Origin of the sequence: Vibrio scophthalmi (assembly GCF_040869025.1) — a bacterium.
Classification (GTDB): domain Bacteria; phylum Pseudomonadota; class Gammaproteobacteria; order Enterobacterales; family Vibrionaceae; genus Vibrio; species Vibrio scophthalmi.
Window position 1 is genome coordinate 28,466 of sequence record NZ_CP134271.1, and the last position, 16,696, is coordinate 45,161.

A 16,696-nucleotide genomic window follows, 5' to 3' on the forward strand; every position below is an offset into this window, starting at 1 on the left:
ATTTTTCGCTATTGCTAATCAATTAATGGCTAGCTAGATCTGTTCCCAAGGAGCACCAGCGGTTCCCGGTGTATCGCCTTTTGTCCACCATTTGGCTTTGTAAGTTACGCCTTGGTAGAGGGCTTTATCACCGCCGTTATAGGCTTTCGTTGGGCTCCACGCTTTCAGCGAACCATCATCTTTTTCTTGCCATACGTCAGACGCACCCGGTACGTCACCTTGTGTCCACCACTTCGCGGTGTAGGTCACGCCATTGTAGATAACCGTATCACCACCGACATAGACTTGGTCTTTATTCCAAGTATTACCGCTTGGATCTTCATTGACTTTAACGTTCACAACCACGGCTGCCGTCGTATTATCGGTCGCATCCGAAACCGTTACGATGACATTCAGGGTACTGTCTTGAGTCGACTCCGAAGTTGGCACTGAAATAACCGCGCTATTACCGGTTTGCACAATCGTACCAAGAGATGTGGTAAAGGTAAGTGTATCGTTTTCTGCATCAGTTGCTGACACAGAAATTGTCGCCACTTCGCCTGCATTAACGTCTATTGAACTTGGTGCATTCAGAACTGGGGCCGTATTTACCTCTTCTCCAGTGCCTTTCACATTAATCGTGACCGCTTCACTATCTGACTTTTTGCCGTCAGTGACCGTCACCGTCACGCGCTCAACCACATCTTGCGCGGTTTCAGGTGCTAGAAAAGTTACCGTTGCACTGTTGTCACCGTTATCGACCAGCGTTGCGCCCGTCACAGAGAAAGTCAGTGCATCGCCATCAGAGTCGGTCGCTGAAACATTAACGCTAATTGACTGGCCAGAATTCGCATTTAAGTTCGCTGGCACCACTAATACTGGCGCTGCATTGGGTACAACATTTTGGCTAAAGACATTATCTATCTGTTCTGCCAGTGGTGAACTTAGCTCTGAACATTGCTTTAATTTACTACCAAAACTGGTGAAGGTGCCATTACATTCAATATCGCCATGCACTTGCCAGACGATGATACCACCAAGGTCGTTATTGACTATGTATTCGGCTTTTTCACGAATCGCTTGTGGGTCATCGTAACTGAGGAAATATTTGCCGTTTACCGCGTAAGGAACACGAGCATTATCATCCCAGAAATGCTCCCAACCCGGCTGTTTCGTCAAATAGTTATAACTTGGTTGGCCTTCGAAATTAGCCCAGTTGGTAATATCAACCGCTGAGTTGGTTGGCCCGTCCACTTCAAAATTAACCATGCGTTTATCAGTTGGTGCGCCTAAATATGCCGTTGAAGCGGTTGTTTGTACACCACGTCCGTAAAACGCCGCACCAAAGTTAATTTTTTCCGCTGGGATGCCGCGTTCATTAACCATCCAATCACGCAAGGTATCAAGTGTTAAACCTGCGAACTCTTCTTCTGGGTACGGATAAAGTGGCGAGTTATGCCCTGTTACGTTTGACCAACCTCCATTGAGGTCGTAAGTCATCATATTGAAGTAATCCATTGAGCGCACTAGACGCTCCCAATTAAAGCCTTCTAAAGCTGCTGGTGTCGCTTTGAATGCCGCGGTGATCAGCTTATCATCACCAATGCGCGCGCGGATATCTTCCATCAATTGTTCAAAATTGGCGTAATCAGCTTCAGTTCCGCTAAAGTTCATCCCACCAGTGCCTGGGTATTCCCAATCAATATCAATACCGTGAAAACCTAATGACATCAGCTTATCAATATCAGCAAGGAAACGCGCTTTTTTAACCGGATCAGCCGCCATTTCGGGGAAATGTTTAGACATACTCCAACCGCCAAGCGAGGCCATTACTTTTACGCCTTTCTCATTAGCCAAATCGATAAGGCCCGGTGCGCCACCTTCTTTCTTTAGAGGAATCGGCATTTCACCGCTGACACCAGATGGTTCATGCAACCAGCCGTTGCCATTAGGGACAAAACCTTGCGCTTGAACACGCGCTAAGTTTTCTGCTTCCCACGCTTCATTGCCTGGGTAAGACCATAAGTATTCCAGTTCACCCCATAGAATATGTAAATCCCAGCTTGAATAGACATCGGTATACAATAACGAGCCGGGCTCTTGCACTGCATCTGGTTGATAAATTTGCTTATTGCGTAAATCACCACTATGCAACGAGCCATCTTTTGCTACGCCAAAAAAGGAATAGTTCAAGATAGAATAGATATCCATATCAACATTTAAATGAGTCGCTTCACCGGCAACAGTAAAACCGTGTTGAGGCCCTTTCCACGCTTCCCATTGGGTTAGGTAACCAATCACGTTTTTATCGTGTGTTGGTGCGGCGTGCAGAGCCGTACTCATAAGGAGTGTTCCAGCAACAGATGCCGCAATAGCGGTAAGCTTGATGTGATTTTTCATTAGTCTATATCCACGCTTAGTAATTGAGAGTCAATTCACCAGCAACTACTTTTTCATTACTTAATTTTCGACGCGAATAGATATTTTCAAGGTTGGCAGCATGGTTCGAATATAATTGTGCAAACGAACATTTGTTGCGTGAATTTTTGTATCAACATAGCGGTTTAATTAGAATGGTATTTTATTAAAAACACTAAAGTGCAGATAATTATATCGATTTTATAAAAAACATTCATCATCGATAGATAATCAACCTAACAATTCACACCTAACCGGAATAATGCACAAAAAAAGAAGAAATATTCTTTAGCAGAATGACGAAGAAAAACATAATCAACAAATCGGATAAAAGCTCCAACCATTGCAGCTAGAGCTTTTCATTTACTCACAAGTGACCTCATAGGTTCAAATGATACCCCATCATTAGAGCATCATTTTTCCCACGAGTTTGCCTTTGTAAGCTAAACCTTGAAGCGAGACAATGACATTTGTAACGTCGTTGCTAATTGTGCAAGTTCAATACTCGATTGAGCGGTTTGCTCTGCACCCTGAGCGACTTCATTTGCCGACAGACTCATATTCTGAATATTTTGACCGAGATCTTCTGTCACAGAATCTTGTTGATTACATGCCGTCGCAATCTGGATACTGGTCTCAGTGACTTTCATCATCGTATCTTCAATCGTCTGGATTGCTTTACCTGTTTGCACGCTTTGATCGACACAAACACGGATCTTCGAACAGCTTTGCTCTGTCGCCGTTTTAGCATGAGCAGCACTGGTTTGTAATTTCTCAATAATGCTAACAATTTCACTGGTTGACGACTGCGTTCGCCCCGCCAACGAACGTACCTCATCCGCCACCACGGCAAAACCACGGCCCTGCTCACCCGCACGCGCCGCTTCAATCGCAGCATTCAGTGCCAACAGGTTAGTTTGATCGGCAATACCACGAATCACTTCAACCACCACACTGATATTGTTTGATTCGCGTTCTAACTCTTCAACCAATTCACCCGCTTGTTCAATATCACGTGACACAATTTGAATTTGCTCAATATTGAACTGAACATCTAGATTGCCTTGCTTAGCTTCTTGTGAGGCCTCTAGCGCTGACGTAGACGCGGTTTCAGTATTACAAGCAACTTCTGCAACCGTTGCTCTCATCTCCTCCATCGCGGCTGCAATCACCGTAATGTCCGATTGCTGCTGCTGCATACCCAGTGAAGACTGTTCTGATATCGCACTCATCTCTTCAACGGCAGCCGATAACTGAGTCACCGCAGAAATGGTATCTTCAATTAACATACGTAACTGATTTTGCATTTCAATATTGGTATCAGCCAATTGACCTAGTTCATCACGCCCAATCAATTCACGCTCTAAACGAAAGGTCAAATCCCCTGCTGCAATCGCTTTGGATTGTGCGACAACTAGATTCAGTGGGTGACAAATTTGACGCGCTAAGAAGAAAGTAATAAAGACCATAAACGCAATCAACGCAGAAAAGGAAACCTTAGTCGCAGTGGTCACTTCATCAACACTTTCCATAATCGAGCGACGGTTGTTGGCCACAAAAGTAAGGTTTGTTTTAACCAAATCATCCATAGCCACACCCACTTCTTCAAATTGACTAAGTGCTGCCACAAGGTCAAGTTGAGCTTGGGTCTTATCCCCACGGCTGACCTTTTGAGTAAAGTCACCTAACACACGCTGGTAACTATTCCAACCATTCATCACGCGACTAAATACACGGCGCTCATCAGCGTCGACAACCGTCGCTTGATACTTAGCAAGATCATTTTCAATTGTATTTTCAAGTGATGAAATAGTCGTAAATAACTGCGGAAGGTCGCGTTTTTGATACGTTAGCGCCGCAAATTGATTGCGACGATATGCATTCATATCAAAGTAGATATCTTCTACCGATAACACACTTGGAATGGTGGAGTCGGTAAAGTTAACCACTTCCGATTCTACTTTGTTCAACTCTTGTAATAGAAAGAATGCAAACGCAATCATTACTAAACCGATCACCGAAAATACAACAGCGATTTTTTTTGTCACAGCCAAATCTTTGTAGCTCATGATTCTCATAACCTAGGAGTGTTTGAATAATTTATCCGCAGGCAATACCCACACCAATCTAACGGCAGCAAAAAGAAGCACAACAAAAGCACGTAAAACGTGAATTGAAGCAAATAAGTGGTGATGTAATCCAAAGAGATCTTGAATCGACAACGCTGCGTTTCTGAATTACGGGACTTACTTTTGGACACTGGTCTGATGACTTGGTCATCGACCGAAAACCTTATATCAGCACTTCTACAATAAAGTAAATCAGAAAATTGCCGTCATTGATGTGAATTTAGGAAGTGAAAATTGTTATATTTTCTAACTAGTTATAGCGATATCAACCAACGCAAACCTTTGCAAGAACCGCCATGTGACAATGGTAAAAAAACATCACCAAATTTACACTCAATCAAGTTTAAAATTGGTTTTAACGATGTTAATTCCAAAGAGGATTACACTGACTGTCAAAAAGATAACGCCAATTTATCGCCTATGAAACGTGATCTTTTTTCCAAAAAATGAGCTGTTCAACACACATACTTACAGAATGATGGTTTACCCAAACAAACAGGATTTAAAACGGCCGTTCAACAGCGACACTCAACTACCATCGAATCCACGCCATAAATCACTCCATATTGAGCAATAAATCAAAACTAGCGCATCCTGATTTTTATTTTGATTCTCATAATCCAAATCGATGGAGGGAATTCGCCATTAGACATATTACCCACTGTTTTTAAACAACTTATTTCATCAACTCTATTGGCATAAAGATTGCGATATATCAGCTAAGTTATGAATGCGAGACAAATTTCATAGCATCTGGATACCAATGAGGAGTGACTATGAAAAAGGTAATGCTAATTCCTGCCGGAGCAAAAGTCGCGGTCAATCAAGAGGGTGAAATACGCATCCTTACTGATGGCCAGCAACCAAAAGACAATGAAGTCGTTTATTCTGAACAAGATTTTGCATTACTTGCAAATGTTGATATCCGCGTTGTGTCCGATATTCCCACAACGTCCTCCGATGATGTTCAAAGCGTACAAAACCTCATAGATCTTGGCCAAGACCCTACTCAACAAGAAAACTTAGACCCTACGGCAGGCCAAAATAAAGGTTCTGCACCAACGCTCTCTCCACAGGTAGCAAGAGACAATCAAACAACGATCGCGGAAACATTTTTTGACACCAATGCGAACGATCAGTTAAGTGACCGTCCTTCACTATTAACTCTTAGCGATGAAACTAACTCAGGTATTGAGCTTGCCGCGATAATAGGTGGTAACGATAGCGGAGCTGTCACTGAAGATGCGACCTCTCCATTGCTGATCGAGTCAGGGAAACTGACCATTGAGGACAACAATAAACGTGATGCTAATTTTGACCCAAACAATATTGTCACACCAAGAGATGCTCTAGGTGAGCTAACGATTGATACTCAAGGAAATTGGACATACTCCGTAAACAACGAGAGCGTGCAGTACCTTGCTCAAGACGAAACCAAAATCGAAACCTTCACTGTTGCCTCGGTGGATGGCACCACGCACGATATTGTTATTACCATTACGGGGGTCAACGACAGCGCAGTCATCTCTGGCGATGCAATTGGCGCGGTGACCGAAGATGATACTAATCCGGTCTTGACCGATTCAGGCGTGTTAACCCTGACTGATGCCGATACTGGTGAAGCGAAGTTCGATCCGACCAGCGTCGTCACGCCAGCAGGCGCACTCGGTGCGCTTACCATCGATGAAAACGGCAACTGGGTCTACAACGTTGATAACGCAGACGTACAGTATCTGGCTCAAGATGAAACCAAAGTCGAAACCTTCACCGTTGCCTCAGTGGATGGCACCACCCACGACATCGTTATTACCATTACTGGGGTCAACGATAGCGCAGTGATTTCAGGCGATGCAATTGGTGCGGTGACCGAAGATGATACTAATCCGGTCTTGACCGATTCAGGCGTGTTAACCCTGACTGATGCCGATACCGGCGAAGCCAAGTTCGATCCGACCAGCGTCGTCACGCCAGCAGGCGCACTCGGCGCGCTCACCATCGATGAAAACGGCAAGTGGGTCTATAACGTCGATAACGCGGATGTGCAATACCTGGCGCAAGACGAAACCAAGGTGGAAACCTTCACTGTTTCCTCAGTCGATGGCACCACACATGACATCGTTATTACCATTACTGGGGTCAACGACAGCGCGGTGATCTCTGGCGATGCAATTGGCGCGGTGACTGAAGATGATAGCGATCCGGTACTGACCGATTCGGGCGTGTTAACCCTGACTGATGCAGATACCGGCGAAGCCAAATTCGATCCTGCTAGCGTAGTCACGCCAGCTGGCGCACTCGGCGAGCTTACCATCGATGCGGATGGTAACTGGGTATATAACGTCGATAACGCCGACGTGCAGTACCTTGCCCAAGATGAAACCAAAGTCGAAACCTTCACCGTGGCCTCGGTGGATGGCACGACGCATGACATCGTTATCACCATTACCGGGGTTAACGACAGCGCAGTGATTTCAGGCGATGCAATTGGCGCCGTCACCGAAGATGATACCGATCCAGTACTCACCGATTCAGGCGTGTTAACCCTCACCGATGCTGATACTGACCAAGCCAAGTTCGATCCTGCTAGCGTCGTCACTCCGGCTGGCGCACTCGGCGAGCTTACCATCGATGAAAACGGCAACTGGGTCTACAACGTCGACAACGCAGACGTGCAGTATCTGGCGCAAGATGAAACCAAAGTCGAAACCTTCACCGTTGCCTCGGTGGATGGCACCACCCACGACATCGTGATTACCATTACCGGGGTCAACGACAGTGCAGTGATTTCGGGCGATGCTGTCGGCGCGGTGACTGAAGATGATAGCGATCCGGTTCTCACCGACTCGGGCGTGTTAACCCTGACTGATGCTGATACTGGTGAAGCGAAATTTGACCCGACCAGCGTCGTCACTCCAGCCGGTGCACTCGGCGCGCTCACTATCGATGCCGATGGTAATTGGGTCTACAACGTTGATAACGCAGACGTACAGTACCTTGCCCAAGATGAAACCAAAATTGAAACCTTCACAGTGGCATCGGTGGATGGCACCCCCCATGATATTGTTATTACCATTACAGGGATTAACGATAGTGCCGTTATTTCCGGCGACGCAGTCGGCGCTGTGACGGAAGATGATACCGATCCAGTGCTGACAGATTCAGGCGTATTAACCCTCACTGATGCTGATACCGGCGAAGCGAAGTTCGATCCGACCAGCGTCGTCACGCCTGCCGGCGCATTAGGCACTCTCACCATCGATGCGGATGGTAATTGGGTCTATAACGTCGATAACGCCGACGTACAATATCTAGCGCAAGACGAAACTAAGGTGGAAACCTTCACCGTTGCCTCAGTCGATGGCACCACCCACGACATCGTGATCACCATTACTGGGGTCAACGACAGCGCGGTGATCTCCGGCGACGCAGTCGGCGCGGTGACCGAAGATGATACCGATCCAGTACTGACCGATTCAGGCGTATTAACCCTTACCGATGCTGATAGCGGTGAAGCCAAGTTCGATCCGACCAGCGTGGTCACGCCTGCCGGTGCACTCGGCGCGCTCACCATCGATGCCGATGGCAACTGGGTCTACAACGTCGACAACGCGGACGTGCAGTACCTTGCCCAAGATGAAACCAAAGTAGAAACCTTCACTGTGGCCTCGGTGGATGGCACCACGCATGACATCGTGATTACCATTACTGGGGTTAACGACAGTGCAGTGATTTCGGGCGACGCAGTCGGCGCGGTGACCGAAGATGAGAGCGATCCAGTACTGACCGATTCGGGCGTGTTAACCCTGACCGATGCTGATACTGACCAAGCGAAATTTGACACGACCAGCGTCGTCACGCCAGCTGGCGCATTAGGCGCGCTCACCATCGATGCCGATGGTAACTGGGTGTATAACGTCGATAACGCCGACGTACAATACCTTGCCCAAGACGAAACTAAGGTGGAAACCTTCACTGTTGCCTCAGTCGATGGCACCACCCACGACATCGTCATTACCATTACCGGGGTTAACGACAGCGCAGTGATCTCAGGCGATGCAATTGGCGCGGTCACTGAAGATGATACCGACCCTGTGCTGACCGACTCGGGCGTGTTAACCCTGACTGATGCTGATAGCGGTGAAGCCAAGTTCGACTCGACCAGCGTGGTCACGCCTGCCGGTGCACTCGGCGCGCTCACCATCGATGCCGATGGCAACTGGGATTACCAAGTCGACAACGCGGACGTGCAGTACCTTGCCCAAGATGAAACCAAAGTAGAAACCTTCACTGTTGCCTCGGTGGATGGCACCACTCACGATATTGTTATTACCATTACCGGTATTAACGACAGTGCGGTCATCTCTGGCGATGCGACTGGCGCGGTGACCGAAGATGATACCGATCCAGTTTTGACCGATTCGGGCGTGTTAACCCTGACTGATGCTGATACCGGCGAAGCCAAGTTCGACCCTGCTAGCGTGGTGACGCCAGCTGGCGCATTAGGCGCTCTCTCCATCGATGAGAACGGTAACTGGGTCTATAACGTCGATAACGCGGATGTGCAATACCTGGCGCAAGACGAAACCAAAGTCGAAACCTTCACCGTCGCCTCGGTGGATGGCACCACCCACGACATCGTTATAACCATTACTGGGGTCAACGACAGCGCAGTCATCTCTGGCGATGCAATTGGCGCGGTGACCGAAGATGACACCGACCCTGTGCTGACCGATTCAGGCGTATTAACCCTGACTGATGCTGATACAGGCGAAGCGAAATTTGACCCGACCAGTGTAGTCACTCCGGCCGACGCACTCGGCACTCTCATCATCGATGCGGATGGCAACTGGGTGTATAACGTCGATAATGCCGATGTGCAGTACCTTGCCCAAGATGAAACTAAGGTGGAAACCTTCACCGTTGCCTCGGTGGATGGTACTACCCACGATATCGTGATCACCATTACTGGGGTGAATGACAGTGCGATCATCTCTGGCGATGCTATCGGCGCGGTGACCGAAGATGATACCGATCCGGTTCTCACCGACTCGGGCGTGTTAACCCTGACTGATGCTGATACTGGTGAAGCGAAATTTGACCCGACCAGCGTCGTCACGCCAGCTGGCGCATTAGGCGAGCTTACCATCGATGAGAACGGCAACTGGGTGTATAACGTCGACAACGCTGACGTGCAATACCTGGCTCAAGACGAAACCAAAGTCGAAACCTTCACCGTTGCCTCGGTGGATGGCACCACGCACGACATCGTTATTACTATTACTGGTATTAACGATAGCGCGGTGATTTCGGGCGACGCAGTCGGCGCCGTCACCGAAGATGATACCGACCCTGTATTGACCGACTCGGGCGTGTTAACCCTGACTGATGCCGATACCGGCGAAGCCAAGTTTGACCCAGCTAGCGTGGTCACGCCGGCCGGCGCACTCGGCGAGCTTACCATCGATGAAAACGGCAACTGGGTTTACAACGTCGATAACTCTGACGTGCAATACCTGGCGCAAGATGAAACCAAAGTCGAAACCTTCACCGTCGCTTCAGTGGATGGTACCACCCACGATATCGTGATTACCATTACTGGGGTCAACGACAGCGCAGTGATTTCGGGTGATGCAGTCGGCGCGGTGACCGAAGACGATACCGATCCAGTACTGACCGATTCAGGCGTGTTAACCCTCACTGATGCTGATAGCGGTGAAGCCAAGTTCGATCCTGCTAGCGTCGTGACGCCAGTTGGCGCATTAGGTGCGCTCACCATCGATGCGGATGGTAATTGGGTGTATAACGTCGATAACTCTGACGTGCAATATCTGACGCAAGATGAAACCAAAGTGGAAACCTTCACTGTTGCCTCGGTCGATGGTACCACCCACGATATCGTGATTACCATTACTGGGGTCAACGACAGCGCAGTGATTTCCGGCGATGCAATTGGTGCGGTGACCGAAGATGACACCGACCCTGTGCTGACCGATTCAGGCGTATTAACCCTGACCGATGCTGATACTGATGAAGCGAAATTTGACCCGACCAGCGTGGTCACTCCGGCTGGGGCACTCGGCGCGCTCACTATCGATGCCGATGGTAATTGGGTCTATAACGTTGACAACGCGGACGTGCAGTACCTTGCTCAAGACGAAACCAAAGTCGAAACTTTCACCGTTGCCTCGGTGGATGGCACCACCCACGATATTGTTATTACCATTACCGGGGTTAACGACAGCGCAGTCATCTCTGGCGATGCAATTGGCGCCGTCACTGAAGATGATACCGATCCAGTACTCACCGATTCAGGCGTGTTAACCCTCACCGATGCTGATACCGGTGAAGCCAAGTTTGACCCGTCCAGCGTGGTCACGCCGGCCGGCGCACTCGGTGAGCTGACCATCGATGAAAACGGCAACTGGGTCTACAACGTCGACAACGCGGACGTGCAGTACCTGGCGCAAGATGAAACTAAGGTCGAAACCTTCACCGTCGCTTCAGTGGATGGTACCACCCACGATATCGTGATTACCATTACTGGGGTCAACGACAGCGCAGTGATTTCCGGCGATGCGATTGGCGCCGTCACCGAAGATGACACCGACCCTGTGCTGACCGATTCAGGCGTATTAACCCTGACCGATGCTGATACTGATGAAGCGAAATTTGACCCGACCAGCGTGGTCACGCCAGCTGGGGCACTCGGCGCGCTCACTATCGATGCCGATGGTAATTGGGTCTATAACGTTGACAACGCGGACGTGCAGTACCTTGCTCAAGACGAAACCAAAGTAGAAACTTTCACCGTTGCCTCGGTGGATGGCACCACCCACGATATTGTTATTACCATTACCGGGATTAACGACAGCGCGGTGATTTCGGGCGATGCAGTCGGCGCGGTGACTGAAGATGAAACCGATCCAGTGCTGACAGATTCGGGCGTGTTAACCCTCACCGATGCTGATACTGACCAAGCGAAATTTGACCCGACCAGCGTAGTGACGCCAGCCGGCGCACTTGGTGCGCTCACCATTGATGCGGATGGTAATTGGGTCTATAACGTCGACAACGCGGACGTGCAATATCTGACGCAAGATGAAACCAAAGTGGAAACCTTCACTGTTGCCTCGGTCGATGGCACCACCCACGATATCGTGATCACCATTACAGGCATTAACGACAGTGCCGTGATTTCTGGCGATGCAGTCGGTGCCGTCACCGAAGATGATACCGATCCAGTACTGACCGATTCAGGCGTGTTAACCCTGACTGATGCCGATAGCGGCGAAGCCAAATTCGATCCCGCGAGCGTCACTCCGCCAGCTGGCGTATTAGGTGCTCTCACCATCGATGCCGATGGTAACTGGATCTACAACGTTGATAACGCGGATGTGCAACATCTGGCCCAAGACGAAACCAAGGTGGAAACCTTCACCGTCGCCTCAGTGGATGGCACCACCCACGATATCGTGGTCACCATTACTGGGGTCAACGACAGCGCAGTGATTTCAGGCGATGCAATTGGCGCCGTCACCGAAGATGATACCGATCCAGTACTGACCGATTCAGGCGTGTTAATCCTCACCGATGCTGATACTGACCAAGCCAAATTCGATCCTGCTAGCGTAGTCACGCCAGCTGGCGCACTCGGCGAGCTTACCATCGATGCGGATGGCAACTGGGATTACCAAGTCGATAATGCCGACGTGCAATATCTCAAAGCTGGAGAGACCAAACAAGAAGTCTTCTCTGTCGCCTCGATTGACGGAACAACTCACGATATTACTGTCACTATCAACGGTATCAATGAAATCCCTGATGCGATGAATGACTCAAAAGTGACTCAAGATCCTCGAATTAGACTCGACGAAGCTCCAGATTACGGAACGATGCAATACAACGTGGATAACCAAGGTTGGCAAGACATGGTGGTGGGTGAAGAATATGATGCCAATGCCCAAGTTCGTTTCGTACCTGATGAAGCAACCATTCAAACCATGACTCGTGATATCAAAGTCGGCAGCTTTGATGCTAATCCCAATACGCCCGAGTTCAACGGCCCGATTTCGACAAGCCACTGGGGGACAGTATCAGGGACAACCGCAATCTTTGAAGAAAATGGCACTACGATCACCACTAAAAGCTCAAGCGGCCCACTTACCGCCTACAACACTTATGGTCACTTAGGCTCTGGGATTGGTGATAATGATAATAGTGGTTTGAGCCAGGGTGAAAAGCTATCTATTACTATTGATGGGGAAGACATTAACGAAGTTACCTTCCGTCTCAGTGGCTTAGGTAGTTATTTTGATGAAATCTCGCCAAACGCGACCAAAGTAAAAATTACCGCCTTTGATGAAAATGGCGATCTGATTGATACCCAATCCGGCTATCGCCAGTCTGGTTCTTACGAAGATTACTATTCCTTCACCACCGATCGCCCAGTAAAAACATTTGAGTTAACGACCTCAGGCAGTAATGGTACATATGTGGTGCAAAACATGGTTATTTCGAAAACCTTAGCTGATGCCTTTGTACTCACTACCATACAAGCCGATAACTCGGAAACACCCAATCATGTAGCGCTTGATTTAAACTACGACGACGCAGACGTAACGCTTGATATGAGCGACAAAAAACTGATCGATAACGACATTACCAAGGGAGAACTTTACGTCGAAGAGAGCGAGACCCTGATAATTGCAGCATCTGCATTACTTGAAAATGATAGCGATATAGATGGTGGAACACTCTCCATTACATCCGTACAAAATGCAATTGGTGGGGCCGTCACTATTAATGGCTCTGGAGATATCGAGTTTACTGCAAGCTCGGGTTATGTAGGCAAGGCAACCTTTGAGTACACAATTTCAGACGCGCAAGGTGGCAGTGATACCGCTACGGTCAATATCAATGTTGGTGCGACAGACAACACTTATTCGTGGTCGAGTGATACTGTGGGAACAGACGATGATCCTGGTAATGCTGTCATCGATACGTTCGACAGTAGCCAAGACATCATAGATTTGCGTGGTTTTGTCGCTGCAAGCTCAGTTTGGAGCTCAATCGATGTCGCTCAGAATGTGCAATTCACCGAAGTGGATGGCAATACGCAGATATCCTTGCTAGACAATAACGATGAGTTGGTTCAATCCATCACTTTAGACGGCATTGCTATCAATGACTTTACAGGAACGAACACGGCGGGAATGTCCAATGCCGAAGTGCTCAGTCATCTTGTTTCGGAAGAGAAGCTCCTTATTTCTGATACCTACGGTCATGAAGGTGATGATGTTCTTAGTGGTACACACGGTGACGATGTATTTAGAAACGGTATGGGCAACGACACCTTCCGCATTCTTGATGAAAATGCAGGCAGTAGTGCCAACCCAACCACTGATACCATCATGAATTTCAATGTGAATAATGATGTGATTGATCTATCGGATTTACTTCCTGACTCGCCGACAACTCAAGACTTACTTGATCACATAGAGGTTGAGATTAATGACGATATTAATGACCTAACTGATACCCCCACCACCACGCTAGCAGTTACTGATGAAAATGGTGGTGTGAGTAAAGTTGTGATGAATAATGTTGGCTGGAATGAGCTCGGTATTAATGATGTCGCAGCCAGCCAAGAAACCATCATCGTCAAGCTGGTTGATCAACTCAATGTTGTCAACGTTGATGGATAACCTTAAAAGACAATAGACAAGCGCTGCTTAATAATGCGTTAAAGCCTAGCTAGCGCTTGTCTTTCTTTACTCACTTTTCAGCATAGTGATTCCAATATACCGGCAGCAAGTAACCATCGCAGCCGCTACATTGATACTGATTATCACCAATCGGAGTAAAAATAAGCTTAACAGCATTATCACCTTCAATCGTTGTCTCTGGCTGGCAATAGTCACCATTATCGAAAAACTCACTCACCGCGCTAAAGACAATTTGTTCGCCTTGAAAGCAAACATTATAGTTATGGGCGATACGACTTTTATTGTTACGCAGCCACGCACGATATTTATCCATACTAATGTATGAACTGCCGATCGTATCTCGGTATATCTCAGGATACTTCACTTTAAAATCAAGACTATTATCGGCATCTAATACTTGGTCACGGTCGAAAGCCCCTTGGTACGGGTTCTCTTTGACAACATAATCAAACACCAAGAACTCATAATAAACGTAAACATAAAAGCCAGTACCAGCACATAACGAAATCAATATCGCCACGCCTTTTTTAGACCATGATGTGCGCCAAAAACCCCATAAAATGAAAGCCAGCCCAAAGAAACAGCTTGTTAATACCACAGCAAAATAGCTTGATACATCATAAGCATTGCGACCAAGATAGGCGACAAAACGACTTATATCGCCATCAAAATCAGCAAACAAACCCAAAACTAATAAGACGGTAAAAACAAGCAAGGAAAATAACGCGGATAACTTGAAAATCTGTGTGTTTTTCATAACCAAATCACCTAAATACAAAAACGGTTCATGGCGTAAAACTGAGTCGATATGCTTGGGCGATAACAACCACCAAACACAGGGGCTAAACTATGTGATAGGCCCCTATCGACCTATCATAACGACGTAATACGACCAAATAGAATATCTATCGAATCACTCGCACGAACTGATCAACACCGACTTCGTCTTTAGCTAATTTCTTATTGTTTTTTAAGTTTAGAGAGCGAATGTTATTATTACGAACAACAAGAACTATAAGGTTTATATTTTTACTCACATCGATTTCAGACAGTCGATTATCATTTACAAACAAATTTTTTAGCACCATTAAGTTTGAAACATCAATCTCAGTTAAGAAATTATCGCCTAGATAAACAGTTTCTAGCGAGTGTAGATTATTAATGTCGACATGCTTAAACTTATTACCCCACATCACCATATACTCAATATTTTCAACACCGCTAAAATCAATTTCGTCTAGAAGATTCCCGGCAAGTTGTAGGGTTTTCAACTCAGGGTTCAGACCAAATTTAACATCACGAATAGCATTTCTCGTCGCAGTAAAATCAATCAATTTATTCGCTCTGAGATCCGCTTCCTGAATGTAATTCGCATAAACATTTATCTTTTTAAGGTTCTGTAAATATTCAATGCCTGCAATCGATTTGATTTTCTTTGAGGTACAGGCTAACTGAACCACTTTCGCTACTTTCTCATGTCCACTATCTAGAATACACTGCTTAAAGTTTTCATCCTCAAATGGCACGTCTTTTACCCATTCATAGCGTTTTAACTTGAGCTCGGTAGGATGTGAAAACGTCACATTTTTGAGTTTTACATTACTATTTTCTAAGTCAAGCGACGCGATATCGTTACCTGTCGTTCGCAGGTTAACTAAATTTTTGTTCGCGGAAATTTCGATGCTATTGAGATTATTATTTTCGATATCAAGAAATTCCAAATCAACCAATTTAGATACATCTAAATGATTCAATTGGTTCCCTGCCACTTCAATCCTTGTTACTGGCAGGGTAGACAAGCCTTTAATTTCTTCGAGTCTATTATCATTCAGCTTTATTTGCTTCAATGCAGAATTATTAGAAAAGTCAACACTATTCAACTGGCTGTTGGAGATCTCTACAGAGTCTAAACGTTTAAGCCTTGATATATCAACATCACTCAACTCACTATTATTTATCTCTAATGAATATAGATAGTTGTCTTCAGCAAAAACCAACTTCGCTAATTTCGTATTGGTTGCACTAAATCCATTAATATATTGGTTTTGCGAAAGATCAGCAACGGCCAACTCACTATCGTGTAATACCAATGTAGATAATTCTGTTAGATGCTCAATACCGACAAGAGAAGTAATATTATAGTCACAAGTTAAATGTTCAATTTCTGCTATTTCATTACCAGCTTCTAGCACACAGGCCTGAAATTTAGCATCTTCGAATGCGATGCTCATCACCAACGTGTGATATTTCCAATAAGCAACACACAGCAAACCAACCACGACTCCTGCAACGACAATTCCCGTCGATTTTTTCAATGCACTCATAGAACGATACCAAACATAAAGGTTAAATGAACAAAAAGAACTCAAACAGGCGCATATTATCGTAAACACCCTACTGCCGCAAAGATATCGCTATGAAATATAATAAAAAACCGTCCCCGTT

5 protein-coding genes are annotated in these 16,696 nt (G+C 46.7%); 1 reads left to right on the top strand and 4 read right to left on the bottom strand.

Annotated elements, in window-relative coordinates:
* Nucleotides 1-33 precede the first annotated feature (33 nt).
* Together RJD38_RS00110 and RJD38_RS00115 are read right to left on the bottom strand one after the other, a co-directional pair.
* Complete coding sequence (locus RJD38_RS00110; RefSeq protein ID WP_065430274.1) at nucleotides 34-2,379, bottom strand: glycosyl hydrolase family 18 protein; 2,346 nt, start codon at nucleotides 2,377-2,379, stop codon at nucleotides 34-36.
* A gap of 461 nt (nucleotides 2,380-2,840) precedes the next feature.
* A complete protein-coding gene (locus RJD38_RS00115; RefSeq protein ID WP_065430273.1) occupies nucleotides 2,841-4,466 on the bottom strand; it encodes a methyl-accepting chemotaxis protein in 1,626 nt (541 codons plus the stop codon).
* Between the two features lie 836 nt (nucleotides 4,467-5,302).
* Between RJD38_RS00115 and RJD38_RS00120 the strand changes: the two genes are divergently transcribed.
* Nucleotides 5,303-14,230, top strand: a complete 8,928-nt coding sequence (locus RJD38_RS00120; protein WP_367971376.1) for a VCBS domain-containing protein — start codon at nucleotides 5,303-5,305, stop codon at nucleotides 14,228-14,230.
* Nucleotides 14,231-14,300: 70 nt separating this feature from the next.
* Here the strand turns inward: RJD38_RS00120 and RJD38_RS00125 are convergent, their stop codons facing one another.
* A complete protein-coding gene (locus RJD38_RS00125) occupies nucleotides 14,301-15,008 on the bottom strand; it encodes a hypothetical protein (RefSeq protein ID WP_065545238.1) in 708 nt (235 codons plus the stop codon).
* A 148-nt stretch (nucleotides 15,009-15,156) separates the two neighbouring features.
* On the bottom strand, nucleotides 15,157-16,575 hold the full coding sequence (locus tag RJD38_RS00130) for a chromosome condensation regulator RCC1 (protein WP_065430269.1): 1,419 nt from the start codon (nucleotides 16,573-16,575) through the stop codon (nucleotides 15,157-15,159).
* Between the last annotated feature and the right edge of the window lie 121 nt (nucleotides 16,576-16,696).